Source organism: Pseudomonas salmasensis (genome assembly GCF_014268375.2).
Lineage (GTDB): Bacteria > Pseudomonadota > Gammaproteobacteria > Pseudomonadales > Pseudomonadaceae > Aquipseudomonas > Aquipseudomonas salmasensis.
Map to the genome: position 1 here is coordinate 2083969 of NZ_CP077083.1, position 25944 is coordinate 2109912.

General features: G+C 59.5%; 28 protein-coding genes and 1 pseudogene. 14 read left to right on the forward strand and 15 right to left on the reverse strand.

Annotated elements, in window-relative coordinates:
* Window positions 1-4 precede the first annotated feature (4 nt).
* On the forward strand, window positions 5-922 hold the full coding sequence (locus tag HU731_RS09160) for a LysR family transcriptional regulator (protein WP_056791556.1): 918 nt from the start codon (window positions 5-7) through the stop codon (window positions 920-922).
* On the opposite strand, the gene HU731_RS09165 is transcribed toward HU731_RS09160, so the two are convergent.
* Window positions 919-1815: a LysR family transcriptional regulator gene (locus tag HU731_RS09165; RefSeq protein WP_186608600.1), complete on the reverse strand. Its 897-nt coding sequence runs from the start codon at window positions 1813-1815 to the stop codon at window positions 919-921. The two genes, HU731_RS09160 and HU731_RS09165, sit on opposite strands and share 4 nt — an antisense overlap.
* Before the next feature lie 106 nt (window positions 1816-1921).
* On the opposite strand from HU731_RS09165, the gene HU731_RS09170 reads away from it, so the two are divergent.
* Entirely contained in the window at window positions 1922-2680 is a 759-nt protein-coding gene (locus HU731_RS09170; protein WP_186608601.1) for an SDR family NAD(P)-dependent oxidoreductase, read from the forward strand.
* Window positions 2681-2788: 108 nt separating this feature from the next.
* On the opposite strand, the gene HU731_RS09175 is transcribed toward HU731_RS09170, so the two are convergent.
* Window positions 2789-3226: a multidrug/biocide efflux PACE transporter gene (locus HU731_RS09175; RefSeq protein WP_044273180.1), complete on the reverse strand. Its 438-nt coding sequence runs from the start codon at window positions 3224-3226 to the stop codon at window positions 2789-2791.
* A gap of 88 nt (window positions 3227-3314) precedes the next feature.
* Between HU731_RS09175 and HU731_RS09180 the strand changes: the two genes are divergently transcribed.
* Entirely contained in the window at window positions 3315-4169 is an 855-nt protein-coding gene (locus HU731_RS09180) for a LysR family transcriptional regulator (protein ID WP_186608602.1), read from the forward strand.
* A gap of 112 nt (window positions 4170-4281) precedes the next feature.
* Here the strand turns inward: HU731_RS09180 and HU731_RS09185 are convergent, their stop codons facing one another.
* The 4 genes and pseudogenes from HU731_RS09185 to HU731_RS09200 form a co-directional block, all read right to left on the reverse strand.
* A complete protein-coding gene (locus HU731_RS09185; protein ID WP_186608603.1) occupies window positions 4282-5505 on the reverse strand; it encodes an RNA polymerase sigma factor in 1224 nt (407 codons plus the stop codon).
* Window positions 5502-5595, reverse strand: a pseudogene (locus tag HU731_RS09190) (polyketide cyclase); the annotation flags it as partial. The pseudogene HU731_RS09190 and the gene HU731_RS09185, both read right to left, overlap by 4 nt.
* Window positions 5596-5652: 57 nt before the next feature.
* The gene (locus HU731_RS09195) at window positions 5653-6006 is read right to left on the reverse strand and encodes a YciI family protein (RefSeq protein WP_186608604.1); all 354 of its coding nucleotides are present in this window, start codon (window positions 6004-6006) and stop codon (window positions 5653-5655) included.
* 42 nt (window positions 6007-6048) lie between these two features.
* Window positions 6049-6468, reverse strand: coding sequence for a YybH family protein (locus HU731_RS09200; protein WP_186608605.1), 420 nt, complete (start codon window positions 6466-6468; stop codon window positions 6049-6051).
* Between the two features lie 144 nt (window positions 6469-6612).
* Here HU731_RS09200 and HU731_RS09205 point away from each other — a divergent pair, with 144 nt between their 5' ends.
* Window positions 6613-7104: a GNAT family N-acetyltransferase gene (locus HU731_RS09205; protein ID WP_186608606.1), complete on the forward strand. Its 492-nt coding sequence runs from the start codon at window positions 6613-6615 to the stop codon at window positions 7102-7104.
* 49 nt (window positions 7105-7153) lie between these two features.
* Here HU731_RS09205 and HU731_RS09210 read toward each other — a convergent pair whose 3' ends face one another.
* Window positions 7154-7636: a GyrI-like domain-containing protein gene (locus HU731_RS09210; protein ID WP_186608607.1), complete on the reverse strand. Its 483-nt coding sequence runs from the start codon at window positions 7634-7636 to the stop codon at window positions 7154-7156.
* 195 nt (window positions 7637-7831) lie between these two features.
* On the opposite strand from HU731_RS09210, the gene alaC reads away from it, so the two are divergent.
* On the forward strand, window positions 7832-9043 hold the full coding sequence (gene alaC / locus HU731_RS09215) for an alanine transaminase (RefSeq protein WP_032895593.1): 1212 nt from the start codon (window positions 7832-7834) through the stop codon (window positions 9041-9043).
* Window positions 9044-9177: 134 nt separating this feature from the next.
* On the opposite strand, the gene HU731_RS09220 is transcribed toward alaC, so the two are convergent.
* Window positions 9178-10530 carry a GntP family permease gene (locus tag HU731_RS09220; RefSeq protein WP_186608608.1) on the reverse strand — a complete coding sequence of 451 codons (1353 nt, stop codon included), beginning with the start codon at window positions 10528-10530 and terminating at the stop codon, window positions 9178-9180.
* Between the two features lie 83 nt (window positions 10531-10613).
* Window positions 10614-11147: a gluconokinase gene (locus tag HU731_RS09225; RefSeq protein ID WP_186608609.1), complete on the reverse strand. Its 534-nt coding sequence runs from the start codon at window positions 11145-11147 to the stop codon at window positions 10614-10616.
* 212 nt (window positions 11148-11359) lie between these two features.
* Between HU731_RS09225 and gntR the strand changes: the two genes are divergently transcribed.
* The 7 genes from gntR (at window position 11360) to HU731_RS09260 (ending at window position 17552) form a co-directional block, all read left to right on the forward strand.
* Entirely contained in the window at window positions 11360-12391 is a 1032-nt protein-coding gene (gene gntR, locus HU731_RS09230; protein ID WP_161793224.1) for an HTH-type transcriptional regulator GntR, read from the forward strand.
* A gap of 519 nt (window positions 12392-12910) precedes the next feature.
* Entirely contained in the window at window positions 12911-13150 is a 240-nt protein-coding gene (locus HU731_RS09235; RefSeq protein WP_186608610.1) for a DUF6124 family protein, read from the forward strand.
* Between the two features lie 277 nt (window positions 13151-13427).
* A complete protein-coding gene (locus HU731_RS09240; RefSeq protein ID WP_186608611.1) occupies window positions 13428-13844 on the forward strand; it encodes a hypothetical protein in 417 nt (138 codons plus the stop codon).
* Between the two features lie 164 nt (window positions 13845-14008).
* Window positions 14009-14641: a glutathione S-transferase family protein gene (locus tag HU731_RS09245; protein WP_186608612.1), complete on the forward strand. Its 633-nt coding sequence runs from the start codon at window positions 14009-14011 to the stop codon at window positions 14639-14641.
* A gap of 90 nt (window positions 14642-14731) precedes the next feature.
* A complete protein-coding gene (locus HU731_RS09250) occupies window positions 14732-16138 on the forward strand; it encodes an MFS transporter (RefSeq protein WP_186608613.1) in 1407 nt (468 codons plus the stop codon).
* A 133-nt stretch (window positions 16139-16271) separates the two neighbouring features.
* Window positions 16272-16733 (forward strand): hypothetical protein, encoded by a 462-nt coding sequence (locus HU731_RS09255; RefSeq protein ID WP_186608614.1) that lies wholly within the window; start codon window positions 16272-16274, stop codon window positions 16731-16733.
* 417 nt (window positions 16734-17150) lie between these two features.
* On the forward strand, window positions 17151-17552 hold the full coding sequence (locus HU731_RS09260; RefSeq protein ID WP_186608615.1) for a hypothetical protein: 402 nt from the start codon (window positions 17151-17153) through the stop codon (window positions 17550-17552).
* A gap of 57 nt (window positions 17553-17609) precedes the next feature.
* Here HU731_RS09260 and HU731_RS09265 read toward each other — a convergent pair whose 3' ends face one another.
* Window positions 17610-18560 (reverse strand): aliphatic sulfonate ABC transporter substrate-binding protein, encoded by a 951-nt coding sequence (locus HU731_RS09265; RefSeq protein ID WP_186608616.1) that lies wholly within the window; start codon window positions 18558-18560, stop codon window positions 17610-17612.
* Window positions 18561-18870: 310 nt separating this feature from the next.
* Between HU731_RS09265 and HU731_RS09270 the strand changes: the two genes are divergently transcribed.
* Window positions 18871-19284 carry a GNAT family N-acetyltransferase gene (locus HU731_RS09270; RefSeq protein ID WP_186608617.1) on the forward strand — a complete coding sequence of 138 codons (414 nt, stop codon included), beginning with the start codon at window positions 18871-18873 and terminating at the stop codon, window positions 19282-19284.
* A 120-nt stretch (window positions 19285-19404) separates the two neighbouring features.
* On the opposite strand, the gene def is transcribed toward HU731_RS09270, so the two are convergent.
* The 3 genes from def to HU731_RS09285 form a co-directional block, all read right to left on the reverse strand.
* On the reverse strand, window positions 19405-19944 hold the full coding sequence (gene def / locus HU731_RS09275) for a peptide deformylase (RefSeq protein ID WP_003193731.1): 540 nt from the start codon (window positions 19942-19944) through the stop codon (window positions 19405-19407).
* Window positions 19941-20894, reverse strand: coding sequence for a YihY/virulence factor BrkB family protein (locus tag HU731_RS09280; protein WP_032895581.1), 954 nt, complete (start codon window positions 20892-20894; stop codon window positions 19941-19943). The genes def and HU731_RS09280 overlap by 4 nt, the downstream gene beginning before the upstream one ends.
* Window positions 20895-21074: 180 nt before the next feature.
* Complete coding sequence (locus HU731_RS09285; RefSeq protein WP_003193737.1) at window positions 21075-21260, reverse strand: CsbD family protein; 186 nt, start codon at window positions 21258-21260, stop codon at window positions 21075-21077.
* A 201-nt stretch (window positions 21261-21461) separates the two neighbouring features.
* On the opposite strand from HU731_RS09285, the gene HU731_RS09290 reads away from it, so the two are divergent.
* Window positions 21462-21839 carry a hypothetical protein gene (locus HU731_RS09290; protein WP_098950536.1) on the forward strand — a complete coding sequence of 126 codons (378 nt, stop codon included), beginning with the start codon at window positions 21462-21464 and terminating at the stop codon, window positions 21837-21839.
* Window positions 21840-22004: 165 nt separating this feature from the next.
* On the opposite strand, the gene fadD1 is transcribed toward HU731_RS09290, so the two are convergent.
* The gene (gene fadD1 / locus HU731_RS09295) at window positions 22005-23696 is read right to left on the reverse strand and encodes a long-chain-fatty-acid--CoA ligase FadD1 (protein ID WP_186608618.1); all 1692 of its coding nucleotides are present in this window, start codon (window positions 23694-23696) and stop codon (window positions 22005-22007) included.
* 383 nt (window positions 23697-24079) lie between these two features.
* Complete coding sequence (fadD2, locus tag HU731_RS09300; protein ID WP_186608619.1) at window positions 24080-25768, reverse strand: long-chain-fatty-acid--CoA ligase FadD2; 1689 nt, start codon at window positions 25766-25768, stop codon at window positions 24080-24082.
* Window positions 25769-25944: the final 176 nt, after the last annotated feature.

Here is a 25944-nt window from a genome sequence, read left to right on the forward strand (position 1 = left end):
GCTCATGTCCCTTACCTTGCGCCAGGTTCGCTACTTCGTCGCCACCGCCGAGATTGGCCAGATTTCCCAGGCGGCGATTCACTTGAATATTTCCCAATCGGCGGTGACCACGGCGATCAAGGAGCTGGAAGCCATGCTCGGCGTACAGTTGTTCGTGCGCTCGGCCCAGGGCATGAACCTCACCGACGCCGGGCGGCATTTTCTCAACCGTGCCTATGTGATTGTGCGCAGCGTGGAGGACGCCCTCAACAGCCCGTTGCCGGACTACCGCGCCAGCGGCGTGCTGCGGGTGGCGGCCAGTTACACGGTGCTGGGTTATTTCCTGCCGCACCATTTGCAGCGCATGGAGCATTGGCATCCGGACGTGACCATCGAGGTGTTCGAACAGGAACGCCAGGCCATCGAACAGGGCCTGCTCGACGGCCAGTTCGACATGGCCGTGGTGCTGACGGCCAACCTCACCCATGCCGATATCGTTTCGGAAATTCTGTTCAACTCCGAGCGCCGCCTGTGGCTGCCCAGCCATCACCCATTGTGCGAACGCGGGGCCGTGAGCCTGGCGGACGTGGCCCAAGAACCCTACATTTTGCTTACCGTGGATGAAGCCGAACACAGCGCCATGCGCTACTGGGAACAGGCCGGGCAAACCCCCAAGGTGCGGCTGCGCACCAGCTCGGTGGAGGCGGTGCGCAGCATGGTCGCCAACGGCAGCGGCGTGGCGATCCTGTCAGACCTGGTGCACCGGCCCTGGTCCCTGGAAGGCAAGCGCATCGAAACCCTGACCGTCACCGACCCGGTCACGCCCATGAGCGTCGGCCTGGCCTGGCACCGCGAGCGTGACTTTACCCCGGCGATGCAAGCGTTCCGGGACTACTTCCACGACGCGTTCCTGGCACCGCAGCAGTTGTCGGCGCGCCGCTAGAGATGGGCTTGCAGGGTGGCGGCCAACCAGTCCATGAACACCCGGACCCGCAATGGCAAATGCCGCTGGCCGGCGTACAGCAACGACACATCCAGGGGCGGCGCCTGATAGTCGGGCAGCACCGCCACCAACTCGCCGCTGGCCAACAAGTCGCGTATGCCGAGCTGCGGCACCTGAGTGATGCCAAACCCGCCCAGGCACGCCGATTGATAGGCATCGGTGCTGTTGACCGTCACCCGGCCCGCCATCGGTAACCGCTGCACCTTGTTGCCCACCAGGTATTCGAACCCTGCCGAGCGTGCGCCCAGCGGCCGCACGTAATGCACCAACTGATGATGCGCCAGGTCTGCCAGGGTTTTGGGCACGCCATACCGTTGCAGGTACGCCGCGCTCGCGCAGTTGACCATCGGCATGCTGCACACTCGCCGCGCTACCACGGTTTGATCGGGCTGGGCGCCGACGCGCACCACGCAGTCGAACCCTTCGGCGATCAGGTCCACTTGGCGGTCCGAACAACTGATCTCCATGTCGATCAGCGGGTGGCGCGCCATGAAGGTGGGCAGGTTCGGCAAGATCACGCTGCGTGCCATCACATTGGGCATGTCCACCCGTATGCGCCCGGCCAGTTGGGTTTCATCCTGGCGAAACAAGCCCTCCAATTCCTCCATGTGCGCCAGCAGGTCCTTGCTGCGTTCGTACAGCACACGACCATCCTGGGTCGCCTGTACCTTGCGTGTAGTGCGTTGCAACAGCCGTGCGCCCAGCAGTTCTTCCAGCGCCTGCACATGCTCGGAGACCGTAGAGCGCGGCAAGCCCAGGCTTTGGCCGGCCTGAGTAAAGCTCGACAACTCAGTGACGCGTACAAAGGTGCGCAGCAGCTCAAGCTTGTTCATTAGATTGTTCGTCTTATCCGGCCAGTGATTCCGATATCAGCCTGTTTATCACGTTATGGCCGGACAAATACACTCAGTCCCACTAACCCCATTCGAGGACTGCACCATGACCCGTAAAATCGCACTCATCACCGGCGCCAGCCGTGGCCTGGGCAAAAGCGCTGCCCTGCACCTGGCTGCGCAAGGCATCGACATCATCGGCACCTACCACAGCGCAGCGGCCGACGCCCAAGCCGTGGTTGCCCAAGTGGAGGCCTTGGGCGGCCGCGCCGCCATGCTGCAACTGGACGTCAGCCAGAGCGCAACTTTCGATGCATTCGTTGACCAGATCGGCACCCTGCTCAAGGATGTGTTCGCCCAGGATCATTTCAACTTTCTGATCAACAACGCCGGGGTTGGCACCTACGCAAGCTTTGCCGAAACCACCGAAGCCCAGTTCGACCAGTTGGTGGCGATCCATGTGAAAGCACCGTTTTTCCTCACGCAAAAACTGCTGCCGCTGATCAGCGATGGCGGGCGCATTATCAATATCTCCAGCGGCCTGGCGCGCTTCAGCCTACCGGGTTATGCCGCCTACGCGTCCATGAAAGGCGCGGTGGAAGTGCTGTCGCGCTACCAGGCGAAAGAGCTGGGCCCACGGGGGATTACCGTGAACACCCTGGCACCTGGCGCGATTGCCACCGACTTCGGCGGCGGCGCGGTGCGCGATAACACCGATGTGAATGCGATGGTGGCCAACAACACCGCCCTGGGCCGCGCTGGCTTGCCGGACGACATTGGCGGGGCGATTTCGATCTTGCTGGCCGAGGGCAGCCACTGGATCACCGGCCAGCGGATCGAGGCGTCGGGCGGGATGTTCCTCTAAACCAATGCTTCTCTGTAGGAGCGAGCTTGCTCGCGAAAAACTCAAGAGCGCCGCGTGTTTCCAAAGGCCTCGCGTTATCGTTAGCGATCTTCGCGAGCAAGCTCGCTCCTACAGGGTAACTGGGGTTTTACCGGCGAATTTCTCGCGCAACACGTCATAACCCCAGTGGTACACGTAGGTGTACGGCAGGAAGAACAGCAACACGCCAATGTCGAGGATGAAGGCTTCCAACAGGCTGATCTTCATCAAGGCGGCAATCAACGGCACCGCCAGCAGAATCAGGCCGCCTTCAAACAGCAGCGCATGCAGCACACGGGTCCAACCACCGTTGGCCAGTTGCAGGCGGGTTTTAAGGCGGTCGAACAGGCTGTTGAACACCACGTTCCAGCTCAGCGCCAACAGGCTGATGCCCAAAGTCACTGCGCCCATCTCCAGCGCCGGCCGGCCGGTGATCCACACCAGCAGTGGCGTGCAGATCAACAAGGCCAGCCCTTCGAAACCTAGGGCTTGAAAAACGCGTTCTGTAAGGGATTTGGTAGGGGTCATGACCCGGCTCCATGAGTGACGATGGTTGCCATGATCAGGCTTTGGCTCGATACTTCATAACCAATAACCATCGATCAAGGCGATAGTCATGGCTTCCCATGAAGTGCTCCAGGCGTTTGTCCAGGCGGCCACCCAAGGCTCGTTTTCCGCGGCGGCGCGCAAGCTGGGCAAGAGCCAGTCCACCGTGAGCGCGGCAGTGGCCAGCCTTGAGATCGACCTGGATGTGGTGCTGTTTGACCGCAGCAGCCGCAAGCCGACCCTCACGCCCGCCGGGCAGGTTTTGCTGCAACGGGCAGAGCAAGTGCTGGAAGCCAGTAGCCGCCTGGAGCTGGCGGCCAGTCAGTTATCGCAGGGCCTGGAGCCGAAGCTGAGTATCGCCATGTCCGATACTTACCAATCTGATCGATTCGAGGTCGCCCTCACCGCCTTCGAACAACGCTACCCGGACCTTGAGCTGGAATGCCTGATCGCGGAATGCGAAGACCTGATCGCGCTGGTGCAAAGTGGCCGGGCGCAGATCGCGTTTATCGAGCAACAGGAAGTCTACCCGCCGGACCTGACGTTTTCTCCCGTGGAGGAACGCACGGAAATTGCGCTGTTCGTCTCGCCTAAACACCCATTGGCGAGCCTGGACAAGGTTGCCCCGCACACCCTGCAACAACACCGGGAGCTGCGCCTGGCGAGCATCATCAGCCCCAATGAAAACCGCAGCACCCAGCGCGTGTGGTCGGCACCGAGTTACCTGATGCTGATGGAAATGGCCCAACTGGGGTTTGGTTGGGCACCGATTCCGCGCTGGCTGGTGGAGCGCTTTGGCGGCAACCAGTTGGTTGAACTCAAGGTGCGCAGTTGGCCACGCTCGGTGGCGGTGGATGCGTTGTGGTCGCGGCAACAGCCACCGGGGCCTGCGGGGAGCTGGTTGCTGGAGAAGATGCTGGAATAAGCCTGTAGGAGCGAGCTTGCTCGCGAAGAACGTCAACGATAACGCGTGCTTCCTGAAGAAACGCGGCGTCGGTGAGTTTCTCGCGAGCAAGCTCGCTCCTACATTTGGATCGTCACTGTCTGGGGGATTTGAGTTCGGTGAGGCGTCCCGTGATGAAGCGTTTTTCTGGCGCCTGTTGGGTCAGGGCCAAGGCTTTTTCGTACGCGCTGCGGGCTTGGTCAAACCGTCCCAACTGCCGGCAAAATTCCCCACGCGCCGAATGCGCCAAGTGGTAGTCCTGCAGCTCACCGCGCTGCAATAGGTCGTCTACCAGCGCCAACCCCGCCAACGGCCCCTGCTCCATCGCCACCGCGACCGCACGGTTCAACTCGATCACTGGCGACGGCACAGCCCCGAGCAATACATCGTAGAGCCCGACGATCTGCCGCCAATCGGTTTGCCCCGCGCTGGGCGCCTCGGCGTGCACGGCGGCAATCGCAGCCTGCAAGCAATACGGCCCAAAGCGTGGCGTAATCAGCGCCTGCTCCACCAATGCGCAGCCTTCAGCGATCAAGGCGCTGTCCCAAAGCGTACGATCCTGAGCGTCCAACAGCACCAGTTCGCCGCTGGCAGAAGTGCGGGCAGGCCGGCGCGACTCGTGCAGCAGCATCAACGCCAGCAAGCCCATGACTTCCGGCTCGGGCAGCAACTCGAGCAGCAAACGGCCCAGGCGAATCGCCTCCAGGGTCAGGTCTTCGCGGGTGAGGTCGGCACCCGCTGAGGCCGAATAGCCCTCGTTGAACACCAGGTAAATCACCCGCAGCACACTGTCCAACCGCTCGGGCAATTCGGCCCGGGATGGCACTTGATAGGGAATTTTCGCCTGACGGATCTTGCCCTTGGCGCGCACGATACGCTGGGCAATGGTGGTGGGCGTGGCAAGAAAAGCGTGGGCGATGGCCTCGGTGCTCAGGTCGCAGATCTCGCGCAGGGTCAGCGCAACCTGGGCGTCGGCTGCCAACGCTGGGTGGCAGCAGGTGAACATCAGGCGCAGGCGGTCGTCTTCCACGTCTTCCTCACTCCACGGCGCGGCTTCCAGCGCGTCGACTTGCTCCTCCAGTAACGGGGTAAACCGCGACTGGCGACGCAGGCGGTCGATGGCTTTGAAGCGGCCGGTGGACACCAGCCACGCCCGAGGATTATCCGGCACGCCGTCCTGGGGCCAGCGCTGCACGGCGACAAAAAACGCCTCGTGCAGCGCCTCCTCGGCCAGGTCGAAATCCCCCAGCACGCGAATCAACGTCGCGAGCACGCGGCGTGATTCGCTGCGGTAAATGGCGTCGATCTGCGCGGTCAATCGACCATGTCCTCGGTCACCCATTTCACCAGGCGGTCCAGGCTCCGGCCCCAGCCGTCATGAAAGCCCCATGGCCTGGTGGGCCTGCTGGACAGTTCACATTCAGCGGGTTGAGTGTTCACGGGGAAACCTCCTCACGTCTTTTGATTATTGTGTTGAGAGATTCAATTGGCGCACGGGGCGCACTTCCACACTGCCGACCCGGGCCGCCGGAATGCCGCCCGCCACCTGGAGCGCTTCATTGAGGTCCTTGGCGTCGATCAGGTAGAACCCGGCGAGCTGCTCCTTGGTTTCGGCAAACGGCCCGTCGGTGATCGACAGCTTGCCGTTGCGCATGCGCACGGTAGTGGCGGTGGTCACCGACTCCAGCGGCTCGGCGGCCAGCATGCGCCCGCTGGCCTGGATGGACTCGGCGTAGGCAAGGCATTCCGAGTCGTGAGGACTGTCGGGCGAGGTGTGCAACACCTGTTCGTTGCTGTAGATCAGGCACAGGTATTTCATGGCGTTCTCCGTTTTCGGACTAGTGACTATAGTTCGCGGTGCTCAAGGTTTCAGGTCGAACAACGCTGTGCCGCTTTGCATATCAAACGGTGCCGACCAGTGCTCATGCACCACCTTCCATTGGCCATCGATACGCTGGTAGCCGGCGGTTACGCGCATCCAACAGGCCTTCACCTCGCCATCCGGCCCGGCACCGCCGCAGTGGGCAAGCCAGTGGGCGAACGCGCTGTCTGGCGCGTCGACGATATGCAGTTCATGAAACTCGAAAATACCGGGGCCGGGGCAGTGCTCCATACACGCTTCCCAATGCGCGCGGTAGGCCGCCTTGCCTTTGAATTGCAGGGCGGTTACGGCGTCGAACGAGACGATATCGTCGGCGTAAAAGCTGACAATCTTGTCGATATCGCGGCTGACAACCGCGTGTTTCCATTGCTCGATCAGGCTCTTGATGGCAGTGCTCATGGCGATGACTCCTTGGGTGGAAAATCACGGAAGACACCCTTAGTCGAATGGCCCAAAGGGAAATCGACATCCCCCTGAAAAATAATTTCCCATGGCCCAAACCCGATAAACTGCCCCTTCCCTTGCAGCCGTTCGGACAGCCCGATGCAAACCCGCCTTGTCGCCTACGAGGCGCTGAACGCTGTGCAACAACAGCACGTCGGCGCCATCGAAGTTCACCCTGAACAACTGCCGTTTTGCGGTGACATGTATTGCGCCCTCAATACCCTGCTCGCCAACCCGAGCCCTGGGGTCAAGGGCTTTGCGCTGTTGGCCGATGACCTTCCCGTGGCGTTCCTGCTGCTCAAGCGCCCCCCGTGCCTGCCTCATTGGGCCGATGAACACAGCGCCACACTCCACGCGCTACAGGTAGACCGGCATCAGCAGGGGCGTGGTTACGGCAAGGCGTGTTTGCAGGCGTTGCCCGCCGTGGCGCGCGAGGCATGGCCGCAGATCATGGGGTTGGAGTTGTCGGTGGATGCCCACAACCTGGCGGCGATGGGGTTGTACCTGGGGGCGGGATGGGTGGATCGCGGTGAGGCGTACAAGGGCCGCGTGGGGTATGAGCGTCGGTTGGGTTTCAGGCTTGATCCATAGCGGCAATGTCACGTAAACATGTTCTGTTTACGTGACATCCGGTGCAGTGTCAGCCCCGCTCCCCGATCGGCAGCCAGATTTCCACCGTCCCCGTGCCCTTCCTGGCATCGAAATCCGCGCTGTAGCGCTCGAAATCCGCACCCATGACCTTGTAGCCCGAATGCGGCAGCCATTCAAACATGATGCGCTCGTAGGTTTGCTCAAGCGCCTGCACCGGCCCGTAGTGGGGGAACACGGCATAGTTGAGCGGCGGGATTTCGATGTACTCGAAATTGCTCGGCACGTCCTTTTTAGCCGGGACTTCAACCCCTGCCAGGTAATCGAATTCGCCGTGATGCGGGTTATGGCACACCCCATAGGTCACACCGCCGACGCGCTTCTTGATGTCCTTGATGCAGGTATCGAACAATTCCCACAGCCGTGGGATATCGCCCACGGTGGCCTTCGAATATCGCCCTTGCACCCCGGCGATCACCAGGGCCTTGCCAGCTTCCAGGCGTGGCTCCAACGGTTGTTTTGTCTGCTGATCCATACGAACAGTCTCCTTCTTATGAGGGAACAAACCCGCATCGAGTATAGGGGCATATCCGCGTCGTACTCCATGTAGAAAAATTTCATACGTATCTGGACAACGGACCATCATCGCCCGTATTGTCTGCCCCGCAGGCCACCGCAGTGGCCGACGTCGCTCGGACGGTTCCGGGCGCTTACGTACCTCGAGGCAACAATGGCAGACCAAGGTTCGCCGCGCCGCTTTGCGCGCATAGATCGACTCCCCCCCTATGTTTTCAATATCACTGCCGAGCTGAAGATGGCTGCGCGTCGGCGCGGCGAAGACATCATCGACTTGAGCATGGGTAACCCTGACGGCGCCACGCCTCCTCATATCGTGGAGAAAATGGTCACCGTCGCCCAGCGTGAAGACACCCACGGCTACTCCACCTCCAAAGGCATTCCGCGCCTGCGCCGGGCGATTTCGCGCTGGTACAAGGACCGTTACGCGGTGGATATCGACCCGGAGTCCGAAGCCATCGTGACCATCGGTTCCAAGGAAGGCCTGGCGCACTTGATGCTGGCCACCCTGGACCAGGGCGATACCGTACTGGTGCCCAACCCCAGCTACCCGATTCATATCTACGGCGCAGTGATTGCCGGCGCCCAAGTGCGTTCGGTGCCGTTGATACCCGGCGTGGATTTCTTTGCTGAGCTGGAGCGCGCGATTCGCGGCTCGATCCCCAAGCCGAAGATGATGATCCTCGGCTTCCCGTCCAACCCGACCGCGCAGTGTGTGGAACTGGACTTCTTCGAACGGGTGATCGCCCTGGCCAAGCAGTACGACGTACTGGTGGTGCACGACCTGGCCTACGCCGACATCGTCTACGACGGCTGGAAAGCCCCGTCGATCATGCAAGTGCCCGGCGCCAAGGACATTGCGGTGGAGTTTTTCACCCTGTCCAAGAGCTACAACATGGCCGGCTGGCGCATCGGCTTCATGGTGGGCAACCCGGAACTGGTCAACGCCCTGGCGCGCATCAAGAGCTACCACGACTACGGCACCTTCACCCCGCTGCAAGTGGCGGCGATTGCGGCGCTGGAAGGCGACCAACAGTGCGTCAAAGACATCGCCGAGCAGTACCGCCAGCGCCGCAATGTGCTGGTCAAGGGCCTGCATGAGCTGGGCTGGATGGTGGAGAACCCGAAGGCGTCGATGTATGTCTGGGCCAAGATTCCCGAGCAGTACGCGGCCATGGGCTCGCTGGAGTTTGCCAAGAAACTGCTGCTGGAAGCGAAGGTGTGTGTGTCGCCGGGCATCGGCTTTGGTGAGTATGGCGACGATCATGTGCGCTTTGCGCTGATCGAAAACCAGGACCGGATTCGCCAGGCCGTGCGCGGGATTCGCGGGATGTTCAGGGCGGATGGGTTGGTCAGCAAAGCCTGACCTGCCCCCCTGAAGAAACCCAATGAATGTGGGAGCTGGCTTGCCTGCGATGGCAGTGTTGGATTCACTACCGCTATCGCAGGCAAGCCAGCTCCCACATTTGATCAGTTCCCACCCTTGCTTTGGGGTGTGGCTTACACCACCAACGACAGCAACATGATGAAGATCAGCGCCACGATCGACAGAATGGTTTCCATCGCCGTCCAGGTCTTGAACGTCTCGGCCACGGTCATGTTGAAGTACTGCTTGACCAGCCAGAACCCCGCATCGTTGACGTGAGACAGGATCAACGAACCTGCGCCCGTCGCCAGCACCAGCAACTCGCGGTTAACCCCAGGGATCATGCCCACCACCGGCACCACAATGCCTGCGCCGGTAATGGTCGCGACCGTGGCTGAACCGGTGGCAATCCGAATCACCGCTGCCACCAGCCACGCCAGCAGGATCGGGTTGATCTGCGCGTTCACCGCCATATGGCCGATCACGTCACCCACGCCGCTGGTCACCAGCATCTGCTTGAAGCCGCCACCGGCACCGATGATCAGGATGATCGCGGCGGTCGGCGCAAGGCTGGCGTCGAGCAACTTGAGGATCTGCTTGGAGTGGATGCCCTGGCGATGGCCAAAGGTGTACAGCGACAACAGCAAGGCCAGCAACAGTGCGGTGATCGGGTGGCCGATCATGTCCATCCAGTTGCGCACCACGTTGCCTTCGGCAAACGCGATGTCGGCAAAGGTTTTGAGCAGCATCAGGAACACCGGCAGCAGCACGGTGATCAGGGTGATGCTGAAGCTGGGCAGCGACTTGTTATCGGTCTCGCGGACCAGTTGGTCCACCAGTTCCTGGGACGGATTACCGGGGATGTACTTGGCGATGAACGTACCGAAGATCGGGCCGGCAATGATGGCGGTCGGCAGGGCAACGATCAGGCCATACAGGATGGTCTTGCCGATATCGGCGCCGAACACACCGATGGCCAGCAGCGGGCCCGGGTGCGGTGGCACCAGGCCGTGCACCGCCGAGAGGCCAGCGAGCAGCGGGATACCGATCTTGATCAGCGACACGCCGGTACGTCGGGCGACGATAAACACCAGCGGGATCAGCAACACAAAGCCGATCTCGAAGAACAGCGGGATGCCCACCAGGAACGCGGCGAACATCATCGCCCACTGGACCTTTTCCTTGCCGAAGGCGCGGATCAGGGTCTGGGCGATCTGATCGGCACCGCCGGACTCGGCCATCATCTTGCCGAGCATCGTGCCCAGCGCGAGGATGATGCCGACAAAGCCGAGCACCCCGCCGAAACCGTCCTGGAACGCCTTGATGATCTTGTCCACGGGCATGCCCGAGGTCAGGCCAAGGAAGCCGGCCGCGATGATCAGTGCAATGAACGGGTGCACCTTGAACTTGGTGATCAGTACGATCAACCCGATGATAGTGACTACTGCATCTAGCAGCAGGTAAGACTCGTGGGACATGCCAAACATGGGGGGTCTCTCCTGTTTGTTGTTGTTATTAAAGCGGGTGTTGAACTTCCTGCCGGGGATAGCGCTATCTTTCCGGCAAAAAATTAATGAGTAGGTTCAAAGCCGTGCTTGTGCCACCAAGCGTTGGTCTGGTTGGCCAGTTCCTCGACGCTGTCTTCACTGGCGTTGAGCGCCAGGGTCAGCGGCTCGCCCTTGGGCGATTCAAGGGTGGCGAACTGGCTGTCGATCAGGCTTGCCGGCATGAAATGGCCGGGGCGGTGAGACACGCGGTCGGCGGCGACTTCGCGGGTCAGCTCCAGGAAGACAAAACCCAGGCCCGGCGCGGCTTCGCGCAGGTGGTCACGGTATTTTTTCTTCAGGGCCGAACAGGTCAGTACGGGATGCTCGCCGGCTTTCAACGCGCGGCGCAGTTCATCGCACAGGATGTCGAGCCAGCCGGCGCGGTCGTCGTCGTTGAGGGGGTGGCCGGCGCTCATCTTTTCGATGTTCGCGGCAGGGTGAAAGCTGTCGCCTTCAATGGCAGTGGCGCCGTTCAGGGCGCACAGGGCTTGGCTGACGCTGGACTTGCCACAGCCAGAAACACCCATGATGACCAGGGCGGTAACAGGTTGACTCATGAAACACCTCAGGACGCAGATAGCGCTACCTTTGCATAGCGTAAGGCTAGTGCAAAAACAGGCTTTTCCCGCGCCGACTTGTCATTTTTATGGAGTGACGCGTGCATCTGCTCCAATCATTCGAACCGGATCAGGCAACCCTAGGTTCAATAATTTGCAGCCCTTTGGAGACAGCGCTACCTTAGTGCCTCGATTTTTGTTTGGCAAGCTGCCTGATGACCTCTAAGAACGATAAAAATACCCGCACAACGGGTCGCCCCACCTTGAACGAAGTTGCCCGCCTGGCTGGCGTCAGTCCGATTACTGCCTCCCGTGCTTTGCGCGGTATCAGCACGGTGGCCACCGAACTGGTAGAAAAGGTGCAACAGGCCGCCGCCGAACTGAGCTACGTGGTCAACCCCGCCGCCCGCGCCCTGGCCTCGGCGCAGAGCCATTCGGTGGTGGTGCTGGTGCCGTCACTCTCCAACCTGCTGTTTATCGAAACCCTGGAAGCGATCCATCAGGTACTGCGGCCCAAGGGCTTTGAAGTACTGATCGGCAACTCCCATTATTCGCGCGATGAAGAAGAAGACCTGCTGCGCAACTACATGGCCTACCAGCCACGGGGTTTGTTGCTGACCGGCTTTGACCGCACCGAAAGCGCGCGACGAATGGTCGAGGCCAGCAATGTGCCCTGCGTGTACATGATGGATTTGGATCCCAATGCTGGGGTGAACTGCGTGGGCTTCTCGCAACTGGCCGCCGGTGAGACAGCGGCGGCGCACTTGCTGTCCCGGGGTCGCAAGCGCCTGGCCTATATCGGCGCACAACTGGACCAACGCACCTTGTTGCGTGGCGAAGGCTTTCGTCGCGCCTTGCAGCAAGCAGGCATGTACGACCCGGCGCTGGAACTGCTGACGCCACGCCCGTCCTCCGTGGGCCTGGGTGGCGAACTGTTTTTGCAACTGCTGGCCGCCCACCCGGATGTGGACGCGATCTTCTTCGGCAACGACGACCTGGCCCAGGGCGCCCTGCTCGAAGCCTTGCGCCACGGCATCAAGGTGCCGGAACGTGTAGCCGTGCTGGGCTTCAACGACCTACCCGCCTCGTCCTTCATGGTGCCGCGCCTGAGCAGCATCAGCACGCCACGGGAAGCCATCGGGCGCCGAGCGGCGGAGCATCTGCTGACGATCATGGCGGGCAACAAGGTGGCCAAGCCGGTGGTGGATATGGGGTTTGAGTTGCAGGTGCGCGAAAGCACCTGAGCGTCGAGCCGAACGCACTCAATGTGGGAGCAGGCAAGCCAGCTCCCACATGGGCCATGTAGTGTCCAAAGAATCAGCGCCTGGCACAGATCCCTGTGGGAGCGGGCTTGCTCGCGAAGGCGGTGGGTCAGTCAATCAATCTTTAACTGAACCACCTGAAACTCAGAATTCCTACGTAATCGTGTAAGAGCAGTCAGAGCGCTGTGGGACGCCTGTAGGAAGTGACTGACATTGCAGCAAGCGCCTTGCTCCGCTGCCTACGCTTACGTCAGAATCCGCCGGCTTGTGCGCCTCGGTGGCGGTCTCTAAGGTTTGACGGTCGCTGAATTTCTCGGTGATCGGGTTTAGTAGCCCGAGTTCGGTCACTCTAAGTGCATAAGTCTGCCCGCGTTAATGGCGGCTGTGCGTAGGGCACTTTCGGGTGCGCCGGCTTTGAGTGTCCACCGGTCTACTAACCTGCGTACAGTTGCCACCCTCGTTTAGTAGCGATACGGCGGCAGCCCATTCCAGGATGCTCTAATGATCAAACAAATCGATACGCCGCCCACCACCCTCTTCACACTCATCCCCGATGTTTCCACCGAAACCCTGCTGGCCAACAGCTACGAAACCGTCTGTTCCGTCAGTACCCTCCTGCTCGACCTGTCCGATGACCTCACCGGCAAACACCGCGATGTGGCCCTGGCCATTCATCAATTGAGCGAGCTGAGCGTATTGCTGGTGGGCAAGGCCATGGACCAGCACGCACCACGCTGTTAAGACCTCTATCGGCCAAAGAGTGGGAGGGGCTTGCTCCCGATAGCCGTCCGTCAGTCGATGTTTCCAGTGACTCAGACTTCGAAATCGGCAGCAAGCCTTCTTAATTTACTGCGTTAGCCACCACGGATCGCAGCGTCAAAACCCTTCACCCTATTCCTTGAAATACAGCATAACAACTGTGAGATCTACCAGTAGACACCTTTGAAAGTCCGTCATTTAATCGAATTACCGCTTGCACTCAACAGTGGTTCTTACTACTTCAAAAGAGGCCTGCACTATGGACGCTAAAAAAAGAAAACGTCACAGATCAACAGCGAGCTTCACGCTTAGCAAATCTCCCTATGGCGAGTTCGCTGCCACCCAAATCTTTTTATACGATAGAACACAAACCCTTCTAGTCATGGGCCGTTGCTATATCGAGGATAAGGAAGATGAAGTTCTGCAGGTTGGACTGGTACTGCCAGCACCGGATGGCGAGAGCAAAGGTGAACTTGGCCCTATACCCGAAAGAGTTCCTTTCGCCTATTTCGACCATTACATAGGTAATGAAGGTATCGCTTATGATGCCGAAAGCGGAACCTTTAACATTACACTTATAAGACAAGCCCAGCACCTCACAGGAAACTTCTCCTTCATCTCTCGGGGAAGTGAATTTGTGGGCACTTTCAACGTGAACAACTTTAGTGAAGAGTGATCCTGCTGCTACGTGCGGGCTTTAACATTCAAAGCCTGCACGTTCTTGAAACGCCTTCTCGACTCCCGCGAGCGATACGTTAATCCTAACCGCCCAAACACTCGTCGTAGCCCGCGACGCCTGCTAAATTGCCCTTGTCATCTCGTCATCTTCAGGGAAGCACCATGGGCCATTCACTGAAAATCCTGGGCCGCACCTCCTCCATCAACGTGCGCAAAGTACTCTGGACCTGCCAGGAGCTGGGCATCGACTATGTGCGCGAAGACTGGGGCATCGGTTTCAAGCCTACCCAATCCCCCGATTTCCTCGCCTTGAACCCCAACGCCCAGGTACCGGTGCTGATCGACGACCATGGCGTGCTGTGGGAGTCCAATACCATTTGCCGCTACCTGGTCGGCCTCTATCAGCGCCATGACTTGCTACCCGTTGAGCCTGCCTTGCGTGCACGGGTCGAACAGTGGATGGACTGGCAAGCCACCGAGCTCAACCCTTCGTGGGGCTATGCGTTCCACGCATTGGTGCGTCAAAACCCGGACTATCAGGACCCGCAACGCATCCAGGCGGGTGTGCAGGCCTGGAATGACAAGATGGCCTTGCTGGAACAACAGTTGGCCAAAACCTGTGCCTACGTCGCCGGCGAAGAGTTCACCCTCGCTGACATCTTGATAGGCCTTTCGGTACATCGGTGGCAGATGACACCCATGGAGCGGCCACCCTGCCCCGCCATCGCGGCCTATTACCAACGCCTCAGCCAGCACGCCGGTTTCAAGACGTTCGCTCTCGACGGCCACAATTAGAGAAGCAGTTGCGCGCGTTAAGCTCCACGCCCAATAGCGGTTTGGCTTAAAGCTCGAAGCTTCCAACTCGCTGCTAACTGAAGGTTATTCATGCCCACACTCGCCGCCTGCGTCTCAGACCCCACCCGAGCCGCCCACATCAGCGCCCGCATCGACCGCCTCCCCGCCGTCGCCACTATTTGGCGCCTGGTGGCGTTGCTTTCCATCGGCGGCTTTTTCGAGTTGTATGACCTGTTCCAGACCGCCTATATCAGCCCTGGCCTGATCAGCGACGGGATTTTTCATACCGGCAGCGAAGGTGTGTTTGGCTTCTCGGACCAGGCCGCGTTCGCCTCGGCCACGTTCCTGGGCCTGTTCCTCGGCGCCAGCCTGCTCAGCCCCATCGCCGACCGCTTCGGGCGCCGGGCGATCTTTACCTTTGCGTTGGTCTGGTACACGGTGGCCACGGTGTTGATGGGCATTCAAACCTCGGCCGCGGGCATCATTTGCATGCGCTTTCTGGTGGGCATTGGCCTGGGTATCGAACTGGTGACCATCGATGCCTACCTCTCGGAACTGGTGCCCAAGCGCATGCGCAGTTCGGCGTTTGCCTTCGCATTTTTTATCCAGTTTTTGTCGGTGCCAGCCGTGGCCTTGATGTCGTGGTGGCTGGTGCCACAGGCGCCGTTGGGTATCGCGGGCTGGCGCTGGGTGGTGCTCTCAAGTGCGGTGTTTGCGCTGTTTATCTGGCAACTGCGCAAGCGCCTGCCGGAGTCACCGCGCTGGCTTGCACAACAGGGGCGGTTCGAAGAGGCCGACACGATCCTGAACACCCTGGAAGCACGCTGCCAAAAGGATCATGGCAAGCCGCTGGACGAGCCGGAGCCCGAAGCAATCAGCGTGCAGGGCAGTGGCCGTTTCGCCGATATCTGGCAACCGCCCTACCGTCGCCGCGCCTTGATGCTGATCGTGTTCCATGTATTCCAGGCCATCGGCTTCTTCGGCTTTGGCAACTGGCTGCCGGCGTTGCTCTCGGGCCAGGGTGTCAGCGTGACCCACAGCCTGCTCTACGCCTTCATCATCACCCTCGCCTACCCGCTGGGCCCGCTGTTGTTCGTCAAGGTGGCCAACCGCTTTGAAAACAAATGGCAGATTGTCGGCTCGGCCATGGGGGCGGTGATCTTCGGCAGCCTGTTTGCCCTGCAAACCACCGCGTCAGGGCTGATTTTCTGCGGGGTGATGATTACCTTCTGCAACGCCTGGCTGAGCTTCAGCTATCACTCGTACCAGAGCGAACTGTTCCCCACCAATATTCGTGCGCGGGCGGTGGGGTTCTGTTATTCGTTCAGCCGTTTGTCCACGGTGTTCAGCAGCCTGTTGATCGGCTTTATCCTTGAGCACCTGGGCACGCCGGGTGTGTTGGCGTTTATTGCCAGCAGCATGTTGATTGTGATGATTACTATCAGCTGGTTTGGGCCGCGCACGCGGAACCTGGCGCTGGAGAACATCGCTCACTGACGGCAACGGTTGGCCGCACAAGGGAGACGGCTTGCCGCGCCGGCTGCGCCAGCCCCAGTAAACACTGGGGTTTGGCATCCGGCACAGTATTTGCTCCAGCTGTCGCACCGTCTATTTTCATAGGTGACCGATCATGCTGGTTAACAACACTCAAGCGGCGTCGAACGTGCAACAGATCACACGACCCGACATGGACCCCGCCAACGCCGCCGCCAGTGCGCTCTATAGCGGCGCCCTGCAGGCTGCGCAACACAGCGTCACGGTGCCGGCCGCTCAGAAGGAATTGGACAAGGCCAGCGATCGCATCGACGAAGCCTTCGCCAAGACTCGCGTGCAGTTACAGGCCACGACTAACGGGGCGCGTACTGAGTTCACCGAATACATGAGCAAATCCCCGGCCGAACGTATTCGTGAACAGTTGCTCAAGGAACAATGGCTGACCGAAGAACACGTGCAGGCAATGCCCCAGGAACAACAAGACGCCATCGCCAAACAAGTGGCCGAGCGCTTGAAGGAGCAGCAACAGCAGCAGGTAGCGGCGAAGGCCACTGCTTCGCCAGCCCAGACAAGCAAAGAAACCCTGGCCGCGATCTGAGCCACACAGCAGAGCAACTGTGGGAGCGGGCTTGCTCGCGAAAGCAGAGTGTCAGTCACTGATAAGTTGGCTCAAGCACCGCATTCGCGAGCAAGCCCGCTCCCACAGTTGAATCTTTTTTTCACAGGGGATCAGCGCAGTGTTCGGTTATTGCAATTGCAGCGTCGAACTGAACTGACTGCCGACGCTACTGATACAACAACCCGCAACGAATAGTTTTTCCTGCCGCGTCATTATAGCAACTAGCAATAAGCCTGCTCAGTAACAGCAATTAAAACCCCCTACAATAAGCCACACAAGTGGACAGCGACACTGTCAGACCTGACAGTTGAAATACTATCACCCCAGCGCATAATCACGTCTCGCCTGCAGAAAACGCTGCATTCCGATACTCACTCTCACAGAGAGAACTTAGTCATGTTAAAAAATTACACAACGGGATCTCTTGAAGTTACACGACCTTTAGAGTTTGCCTTCAAGGCTGAATCGGTCATTCTTTATGAAGTAGGCCCAAACTTACAGTTAAACGCATCCCTTGATAAACCAGACGGCATAAAACTAAGAGTCACTTTAGTGGTGGAGGCCAAAGAAGGAGACTCAGAGGGCACGTTTACCGATGACGGCTCCATCCCCTACACGTTCTACGCCAAAATCGAATCACCCAATGGAAAATTCTATTACTCAGACAGCGGTACCTACGCTGTTTATTACAATAAAGCTTCAGGAATATTCACTGGCAAAGTGAACTTCACTGTCAAAACGTCAGAAGCGCCCATTGAGTTTGCATACACCTTTGCCATTCCGGGTACTCGTCAATGAAGGGCGCCCCCTGCTCGCCCGCTCGCGCGGCTGATGGCATCGTTTCAGGGCTCTGGCTCATGGACGATCAAGAGGCTTGAAGACCACCTGCTGCACATCGACTTTTTTCGGGATCAGGCCGTTGGCAAAAAACAGGTCAGCGGTGCGTTGCTGGTTGGCAATGTCGATGGCCTCCAAGGGGCGGATCGGTTCAGGGGAGCGATGTTCGAAGTAGCTTTTGACCACCGCCGGTTGCAGCCCCAAAGTGCCGGCCATCAGCGCGATGCTCGCATCGGGCTGGTCAAGCGAAAGGCGCTGCGCCTTGCCTAGTGTCTGGATAATCGTGGCGATGGCCTCGGGGTGCTGCTTGGCAAACGGGTGGTTGACCACGAAGAAACTGCCCGCAGGGTTCAACCCTTGCCCATCCCCCAGCACGCGTGCCGAGCCGTCGATCACGGCGGCCGAGTAGTACGGGTCCCACACCACCCAAGCGTCCACCTTGCCTTGTTCGAATGCGGCACGGCCGTCGGAAGGCGACAGGTACACCACGTTCACATCCTTCCACTGCAACCCGGCGCGCAGCAGGCTCTTGAGGAACAAGTTGTGTGCACTGGAGCCCTTGAGCAACGCCACGCGCTTGCCCTTGAGTTCAGCCACGGTCTGCACCGTACTGGCCTTGGGCACCAGCACCGCTTCGGTCTTGCCTTCGTTAGGCTCGACGGCGAAATACTGCAAGTCGATCCCGGCCGCCTGGGCGAAGATCGGCGGGATATCGCCAATGTTGCCGATGTCCAGGCTGCCGGCGTTGAGCGCTTCGATCAGCGGCGGGCCGCCGAGAAACTCAGTCCACTGCACCTGGGTGCCGGGCAGCGCCGCTTCAAAAAGCTTGTGCTCACGGGCGAGCACCATGCTGACCGAGCTTTTCTGGTAGCCGATGCGCAACGTGGAAGGTTCGGCCGCTGAGGTGGGCTGCGCCAATACCGCCAATGCCAGCAGCGAACTGCCCAGCAGGTGTTTGATTGCTTTCATAAGTCGCCTCTTGGTGGTTCGATTCACAACAGGTTCCGAGTGGGCACAGCCAGGGTGGGAGGTGCATGGGGTTCAGGGCCGATAACAGGCGATGTCTTCGGCGTGAGCACGGGAGTTGAGGGGGCGGTGCAAGCGGCGCCGGACATAGTGGCTCCTTCTTAATAGGTTGCGTGGTATGTCCGGTGTTCCGGTGAAGCGATCCTAACAAGGCGGCTTATGCTTTAATAATACTTAAAACGTATTTTTATATAACCACATGCAAGTACCGCAGAGGCTACAATGCGCGCCTCGCCCTCTGAGTGGTTTTGACATGCACATCGAACGGCTGGCGCCGCCGCTATGGCCCTTACTGAACAAGTTTTACCGCAGCCATGACTCGTCGATGAAGGCACTCAAGGACGGGCAATTGTGGGTGGCGCGCGACAGCGAGATTGTGGCCGGTGTGTGCCTGAGCCCGGTGGTGGGTGGGCAGTGGCTCACGGGGGTGTTTGTGGCGCCGACTCATCGTGGCCAGGGGCTGGCGGCGCGACTGATTGGCGAGGCCGTGGCGGATTGTGAGGGGACGGTCTGGTTGCTGTGCCATCCAGACCTGGAACGGTTGTATCAGGGGATGGGGTTCAGCCAGGACACAGTTTTGCCGCAATCGCTGAGTGAACGGCTGGTGCGTTACAAGCGTAATAAACCGATGATTGCGATGGGGCTCAATGCCCTGGATAAACGCTGACCCCATGTGGGAGCTGGCTTGCCTGCGATAGCGGTGGGCCAGCCACCTTATTTGTAGCTGATACACCGCCATCGCAGGCAAGCCAGCTCCCACAGTTGAACTGTAGGTGTGCCAGTAACGTTATTCGTCGGCCGTTGGGTCCAGCTCCGGGAACATCACTTCAATAAACCCGAATTTGCTGAAATCGGTGATCCGGGACGGGTACAGCCGGCCGATCAAATGGTCGCACTCATGCTGCACCACCCGCGCATGGAAGCCGTCGGCAAAGCGTACGATCGGCTCGCCTTTGGGGTCGAACCCTTCGTAGCGGATCTGCTGGTAACGGTTCACGGCGCCGCGCAGGCCCGGCACCGACAGGCAACCTTCATAGCCCTCCTCCAGCACCGGGCTGAGCGGTGTGATCAGCGGGTTGATCAGGATGGTCTGCGGCACCGGCGGTGCGTCAGGGTAGCGTTCGCTGGCCTCGAAACCGAAGATCACCAATTGCAGGTCCACACCAATCTGCGGCGCAGCCAGGCCAACACCGCCCACGTGCTCCATGGTCTGGAACATATCGTCGATCAGTTGCCACAACTCAGGGCTGTCGAACATTTCCGGCGGCACCGGCGGGGCGATACGCAGCAGGCGCTCGTCGCCCATTTTCAGGATTTCACGGATCATTGCTCAGGCTCGGTCATGGGCTTGGAGTGGTCCCGGCCTAGGCCAGAGACGTGTTGTTTTTCATCGGTGTGGCCCGGCTCGCCTATTTCCTTTTCGCCAGGGTCCTTGCCCTCGGCAGACATGTGTTCGATCACGGCGTTCATCTCTGCGCCCAGCAGCAGTACGGCGGCAGAGATGTAGAAATACAGGAGCAAGACAATGATCGCACCTATGCTGCCATACATGGCGTTGTAGTCCGCGAAGGTCTTGACGTAGTAGCCAAAGCCCAGGGAGGCGACGATCCATACCACCACGGCCAAGACGGAGCCGGGGGTGATAAAGCGAAATTCCTGCTCAACGTCTGGCATCACGTAGTACATGAGGGCCACGGCGAACATCAGCAAGATCACAATCAGCGGCCAGCGCAGGATGGTCCACAGCGTGACCACGAATTCCTGCATGCCGATCTGCCCGGCCAGCCACTCCATCACTTGCGGGCCCAGCACCATCAGCGCGGCGGCGGCCAGCAGCATGCCGGCGATGCCCACGGTGTAGAAGATCGACAGCGGGAAACGCTTCCAGATCGGCCGCCCTTCAACCACGTCGTAGGCGGCGTTCATGGCGCTCATCATCAGGCGCACGCCCGCAGAGGCCGTCCACAGCGCGATGACGATACCCACCGAGAGCAAGCCACCCTTGGACTGCTGCAACTGGTCGATCACCGGGTTGACCTGCTCCAGCGCCTGGGGAGGCAACACCAGTTCCGATTGCAGGCGCAGCCAACTGAAGAAGTCCGGCAGGTGCAGGAAGCCGATCAGGGCAATGAGGAACAGCAGGAACGGAAACAACGAGAACAGCATCTGGTAGGCCAGTGCCGAGGCGTAGGTAGGCATCTCGTCATCGACGAATTCCTTGATGGTGCGTACCAGCACCTTGTGCAGCTTGAGACCATCGAGTACCGGAAAAAGCATAGCGTCTCCTTTCGCCGCAAAGAGGTTGAGTTCGTGGGCGACTCAGGGGCCGTTTTCTACATCAAAGTAGCCCATTTGGCGACTTTGAAACAATTTCGAAAGTTTAGTTGCAGCACCGGATACAAAAACGGCCATCCGTGGATGGCCGTCGGGCTGCTGGGGGCTGCCCGCCAGGACGTGTTACTCAGTGGCTTTTTTCACTGCGTCCTTGGTCTTGCCCACTGCTTGCTGCGCTTCGCCTTTCTTCTCTTGAATCACGCCTTCAGCACGCAGTTTGTCGTTGTCTGTGACTTTACCGACGCCTTGCTTGATGTTACCGACAGCCTCGTTCGCCAAGCCCTTTACCTTATCGGAAGTGCTGCTCATGGTATTACTCCTGATAACAATCAAATGGTTTATGGTCACTACGTAGCGGTTGACCTGAAGCGCAGCGGCAGAGTTTCAATTATTTTTGCGCAAGCATTTCATCGAATACGGCAGGTTTGGCTTTATGTTTTGCAGCCAACCCACGAGAATGCCCGGCACATTCAGGCTGCAACGCTGAATAACAGATCCCGTAGGAAGGTTATGAAACTCAATAAAGCACAGGCCATTGCCCGCAGAAACCAGGAACTGGGCGGTGCCGTACTCGGCGTCAACAACTGCCACTTCACCGACCTGGACCGCAAACGCAACATCTGGTGGTTCGACCTGCCGGTGGGGCGCATTGCCGTGGGCCAGTACGAGTGGGTCCACCTGTTGATGCACAACGCCGACACCGACCAGTTGCTGCACCTGAAGGTGCCGACCGTGTTCCTGCGTGAAAAACTCGAAGGGCTGGTGGTGCGCAATGCGGGCAAGCGCAAACCGGAGATTACCCTGGAGTTGAGTGCCGACAAGGATTCGTTCTTGAAGGACGTACGCCCCGCCGGTGCGGGTGTGAGCTTCGCGCAGTTCGCCCTGTAAAAACCGTGCGGGCTGCCCTGACAGGCTTTTTGTAGGAGCGAGCTTGCTCGCGAAAAACTCACAGGCACCGCGTTTATCCAGGAAGCACGCGTTACCGTTGACGTTTTTCGCGAGCAAGCTCGCTCCTACATAAAAAACCCCGCATCAGCGGGGTTTTTTTATGGGTTACTTTTTAAGACCGAGTTTCTTCAGCTCTTCATCCCGCAATTCACGCCGCAAGATCTTGCCCACGTTGGTGGTCGGCAACGCATCACGGAACTCCACGGCCTTGGGCACCTTGTAGCCGGTGACGTTGGCGCGCATGTGTTCCATCACCTGGTCCTTGGTGAGCGTAGCCCCTGGCTTGACCACGATGAACAGCTTGATGTGCTCGCCGGATTTTTCATCCGGTACGCCGATGGCCGCACACTGCAGCACGCCCGGCAGGCCCGCCAGCACGTCTTCCAGCTCGTTGGGGTAGACGTTGAAACCGGAGACCAGAATCATGTCCTTCTTGCGGTCGACGATACGCATGTAGCCGTCTGGCTGGATGATCGCGATGTCGCCGGTTTTCAGCCAGCCCTCGCTGTCGAGCATCTCGTCGGTGGCGTCCTGGCGCTGCCAGTAGCCCTTCATCACTTGCGGACCTTTCACACATAGCTCGCCGGTTTCACCCAGTGCAAGCTCGGTGCCGTCGTCGGCGATGACTTTACACACGGTGGAAGGCACCGGAATGCCAATGGTGCCGATCTGGATGTGCTGGATCGGGTTGACCGTGGCCACCGGGCTGGTTTCGGTCATGCCGTAGCCTTCGCAGATCGCGCAGCCGGTCACGGCCTTCCAACGCTCCGCCGCCGCCAGTTGCAACGCCATGCCGCCCGACAGGGTGACTTTCAGCGCAGAGAAGTCCAGCTTGCGGAAACCTTCGTTGTTGCACAGCGCCACGAACAGGGTGTTGAGGCCGACGAAGCCGCTGAACTTCCACTTCGACAGTTCCTTGACCATCGCCGGCAGGTCGCGCGGGTTGCTGATCAGGATGTTGTGGTTGCCGATCAGCATCATCGCCATGCAATGAAAGGTGAAGGCATAGATGTGGTACAGCGGCAGCGGCGTGATCAGGATCTCGCAGCCTTCGTTGAGGTTGGAGCCCATCAGCGCCTTGCATTGCAGCATGTTGGCCACGAGGTTGCGGTGGGTCAGCATCGCGCCCTTGGCCACGCCGGTAGTACCGCCGGTGTATTGCAACACGGCCACATCGCCGCTGGCCGGGCTGGCATCGTTGACCGGCTGGCCATGGCCCTTGGCGAGTACATCGTTGAACTTGATGGCCTGGGGCAGATGATAGGCCGGGACCATTTTCTTCACGTACTTGATCACGCTGTTGATCAGCACGCGCTTGAACGGCGAGAGCAGGTCGGCGACTTCGGTGACGATCACATGTTTGACGGCGGTCTTGGGCACGACTTTTTCAGCCAGGTGCGCCATGTTGGCCAGGCAAACCAGGGCCTTGGCCCCCGAATCATTGAATTGGTGTTCCATCTCCCGCGCGGTGTACAGCGGGTTGGTGTTGACCACGATCAGGCCGGCGCGGATAGCACCGAATACGGCGACCGGGTATTGCAGGACGTTGGGCAGTTGCACGGCGATTCGATCGCCAGGCTTCAAGTCGGTATGCTGTTGCAGATACGCGGCGAATGCGCCGGACAATTCGTACAGTTCACCGTAGGTGATTGTCTTGCCCAGGTTGCTGAAAGCCGGTTTGTTAGCGAAGCGCTGGCAGGACTGCTTCAGTACCGCCTGAATATTCGGATACTCGTCTGGATTGATCTGTGCAGCAATCCCGGCGGGGTACTTATCCTTCCAAAAGTCTTCATTCATGGAAGCCCACTCCTCAGCGACGCGAATTCATCATCGCATTTGATGCGATTATTATTGGTGTATGTTTTTAGGTGAGTCTGGCGCTTTCAAGCAGGCCTAGAAGTCACAAAGCGCGCCGAGAGTAGCAGCTTTGCCAAGGGCCGCCTAGAGCCAAAAGAGGGCCCTACAGTCATAAACATGACTCAAGAATATCCAATGGTCACTTTTAGAGCAAAAATTCTATAACGCCAGGAATGGCTCTAGAACAAGCTCTCAAGGGTGCAGAATGGCAATGTGGGAGCTGGCTTGCCTGCGATAGCAGTGTTTCAGTCACCTGTTGAATTGACTGATCCACCGCTATCGCAGGCAAGCCAGCTCCCACATTTTTTTACCCTGTTTCAATTTCAAGCGATGTCGCGCAGCTCCCGGCGCAGGATCTTGCCCACCGGCGTCATCGGCAACGACTCCCTCAACACAATATGCTTGGGCACCTTGTACCCGGTGAAGTTGGCCTTGCAGTACGCTTTCAGTTCCTCAAGGCTCACCCCCTGGGCCCGAGCCACCACGAACAGTTTCACCGCCTCCCCCGTGCGCTCGTCCGGCACGCCGATCACGGCGCAGTTGGCCACGGCCGGGTGGGCCATGATCACGTCTTCGATTTCGTTGGGGTACACGTTGAAACCCGAGACGATGATCAAATCCTTCTTGCGGTCCACAATGCTGATGTAGCCATCGGTATCGATTACCGCAATGTCACCGGTCTTCAACCAGCCATCGGCGTCCAGGGTTTCGGCGGTGGCGGCCGGTTGCTGCCAGTAGCCCTTCATCACTTGCGGGCCCTGAATGCACAGCTCGCCACGCTCGCCCAACGGCAGTTCTTGCCCCAGGTCATCCACGACTTTCATCGCCGTACCCGGCACCGGGATGCCCACGGTACCCAGGCGCGACAGCCCGCCGTAGGGGTTGGTGCTGGCCACTGGCGAGGTTTCGGTGAGGCCATAGCCTTCACCGATGGCGCAGCCGGTCAGCGCCTTCCAGCGTTCCGCCGTAGCCTTGACCAGGGCAGTGCCGCCGGAGTTGGTGATCTTCAGGTGGGAGAAATCCAGGGTCTTGAAGTCCGGGTGGTCCATCAGCGCCACAAACAATGTGTTCAGCCCCAACAGGCCGGAGAACTGCCACTGCTTGAGCTCCTTGATAAACCCGCCGATGTCCCGTGGGTTAGTGATCAGCACGTTGTGGTTACCGGAGACCATCATGCACATGCAATTGGCCGTGAATGCATAGATGTGGTACAGCGGCAGCGGTGCAATCATCACCTCCTGCCCTTCCTTGATCAGCGGATGGCCGTCGTCGCCCAGTTGCGACATGCACGCCCGCACCTGCTGCATATTCGCCACCAGGTTGCCGTGGGTGAGCATCGCGCCCTTGGCCAGGCCGGTGGTGCCGCCGGTGTATTGCAGCACGGCGATATCGTCCAGGGTCACCGGGTGGCGCGTCACCCCAAAGCCCGCGCCCATGCGCAGGGCGCGCTTGAACGACACTGCCCGCGGCAGGTGGTAGGCCGGAACCATCTTCTTGACTTTGTCGACCACGGTGTTGACCAGCCAGCCTTTGGCGGCGGGCATGAAATCGCCCATCCTGGCTTCGATCAGGTAGTCGATCTCGGTATCGGCGCACACCTCCTGTACCCGCGAACCGAACAGGTTGAGATAGACCAGCGCGCGCACACCGGCGTCCTTGAACTGGTGGCGCATCTCCCTCGGGGTATACAGCGGGTTGGTGTTGACCACGATCAGCCCGGCGCGCAGTGCGCCGAACACCGCCACCGGGTAATGCAGTACGTTGGGCAACTGCACCGCGATGCGCTCGCCGGGCTTGAGGTCGGTGTGCTGCTGCAGGTAACCGGCAAACGCCGCACTTTGGCGTTCAAGCTCGGCGTAGGTGAGGGTAATGCCCATGCTGCTGAATGCCGGACGGTCGGCGAAGGTCTTGCAGGAACGCTCGAAGACCTCGATCACCGACTTGTAGGTGCTGAGGTCGATGGCATTGGGGACGCCCGCCGCGCGTTTGTCATTCCAGAAATCAGGTTGCATTATTCTTGTCCTCTATACCTGAGTGTGTCCGGCCGCTGCCATGCAGATGTGCAGCAATAAGAAGCGGAGCTTTGGGGAAGTTAGCAGCTATGGCCAAACAGGCAAGACGCTGAACTGTGTCATTGATTGTATGAATCTTGCACCTAAGGCGTAGGCAGATACCCCGCCCCACGCCG

Coding starts and splice junctions, on each gene's coding strand:
- HU731_RS09160 (WP_056791556.1), top strand. CDS start 5: ATGTCCCTTACCTTGCGCCAGGTTCGCTACTTCGTCGCCACCGCCGAG.
- HU731_RS09165 (WP_186608600.1), bottom strand. CDS start 1,815: ATGAACAAGCTTGAGCTGCTGCGCACCTTTGTACGCGTCACTGAGTTG.
- HU731_RS09170 (WP_186608601.1), top strand. CDS start 1,922: ATGACCCGTAAAATCGCACTCATCACCGGCGCCAGCCGTGGCCTGGGC.
- HU731_RS09175 (WP_044273180.1), bottom strand. CDS start 3,226: ATGACCCCTACCAAATCCCTTACAGAACGCGTTTTTCAAGCCCTAGGT.
- HU731_RS09180 (WP_186608602.1), top strand. CDS start 3,315: ATGGCTTCCCATGAAGTGCTCCAGGCGTTTGTCCAGGCGGCCACCCAA.
- HU731_RS09195 (WP_186608604.1), bottom strand. CDS start 6,006: ATGAAATACCTGTGCCTGATCTACAGCAACGAACAGGTGTTGCACACC.
- HU731_RS09200 (WP_186608605.1), bottom strand. CDS start 6,468: ATGAGCACTGCCATCAAGAGCCTGATCGAGCAATGGAAACACGCGGTT.
- HU731_RS09205 (WP_186608606.1), top strand. CDS start 6,613: ATGCAAACCCGCCTTGTCGCCTACGAGGCGCTGAACGCTGTGCAACAA.
- HU731_RS09210 (WP_186608607.1), bottom strand. CDS start 7,636: ATGGATCAGCAGACAAAACAACCGTTGGAGCCACGCCTGGAAGCTGGC.
- alaC (WP_032895593.1), top strand. CDS start 7,832: ATGGCAGACCAAGGTTCGCCGCGCCGCTTTGCGCGCATAGATCGACTC.
- HU731_RS09220 (WP_186608608.1), bottom strand. CDS start 10,530: ATGTTTGGCATGTCCCACGAGTCTTACCTGCTGCTAGATGCAGTAGTC.
- HU731_RS09225 (WP_186608609.1), bottom strand. CDS start 11,147: ATGAGTCAACCTGTTACCGCCCTGGTCATCATGGGTGTTTCTGGCTGT.
- HU731_RS09235 (WP_186608610.1), top strand. CDS start 12,911: ATGATCAAACAAATCGATACGCCGCCCACCACCCTCTTCACACTCATC.
- HU731_RS09240 (WP_186608611.1), top strand. CDS start 13,428: ATGGACGCTAAAAAAAGAAAACGTCACAGATCAACAGCGAGCTTCACG.
- HU731_RS09245 (WP_186608612.1), top strand. CDS start 14,009: ATGGGCCATTCACTGAAAATCCTGGGCCGCACCTCCTCCATCAACGTG.
- HU731_RS09250 (WP_186608613.1), top strand. CDS start 14,732: ATGCCCACACTCGCCGCCTGCGTCTCAGACCCCACCCGAGCCGCCCAC.
- HU731_RS09255 (WP_186608614.1), top strand. CDS start 16,272: ATGCTGGTTAACAACACTCAAGCGGCGTCGAACGTGCAACAGATCACA.
- HU731_RS09260 (WP_186608615.1), top strand. CDS start 17,151: ATGTTAAAAAATTACACAACGGGATCTCTTGAAGTTACACGACCTTTA.
- HU731_RS09265 (WP_186608616.1), bottom strand. CDS start 18,560: ATGAAAGCAATCAAACACCTGCTGGGCAGTTCGCTGCTGGCATTGGCG.
- HU731_RS09270 (WP_186608617.1), top strand. CDS start 18,871: ATGCACATCGAACGGCTGGCGCCGCCGCTATGGCCCTTACTGAACAAG.
- def (WP_003193731.1), bottom strand. CDS start 19,944: ATGATCCGTGAAATCCTGAAAATGGGCGACGAGCGCCTGCTGCGTATC.
- HU731_RS09280 (WP_032895581.1), bottom strand. CDS start 20,894: ATGCTTTTTCCGGTACTCGATGGTCTCAAGCTGCACAAGGTGCTGGTA.
- HU731_RS09285 (WP_003193737.1), bottom strand. CDS start 21,260: ATGAGCAGCACTTCCGATAAGGTAAAGGGCTTGGCGAACGAGGCTGTC.
- HU731_RS09290 (WP_098950536.1), top strand. CDS start 21,462: ATGAAACTCAATAAAGCACAGGCCATTGCCCGCAGAAACCAGGAACTG.
- fadD1 (WP_186608618.1), bottom strand. CDS start 23,696: ATGAATGAAGACTTTTGGAAGGATAAGTACCCCGCCGGGATTGCTGCA.
- fadD2 (WP_186608619.1), bottom strand. CDS start 25,768: ATGCAACCTGATTTCTGGAATGACAAACGCGCGGCGGGCGTCCCCAAT.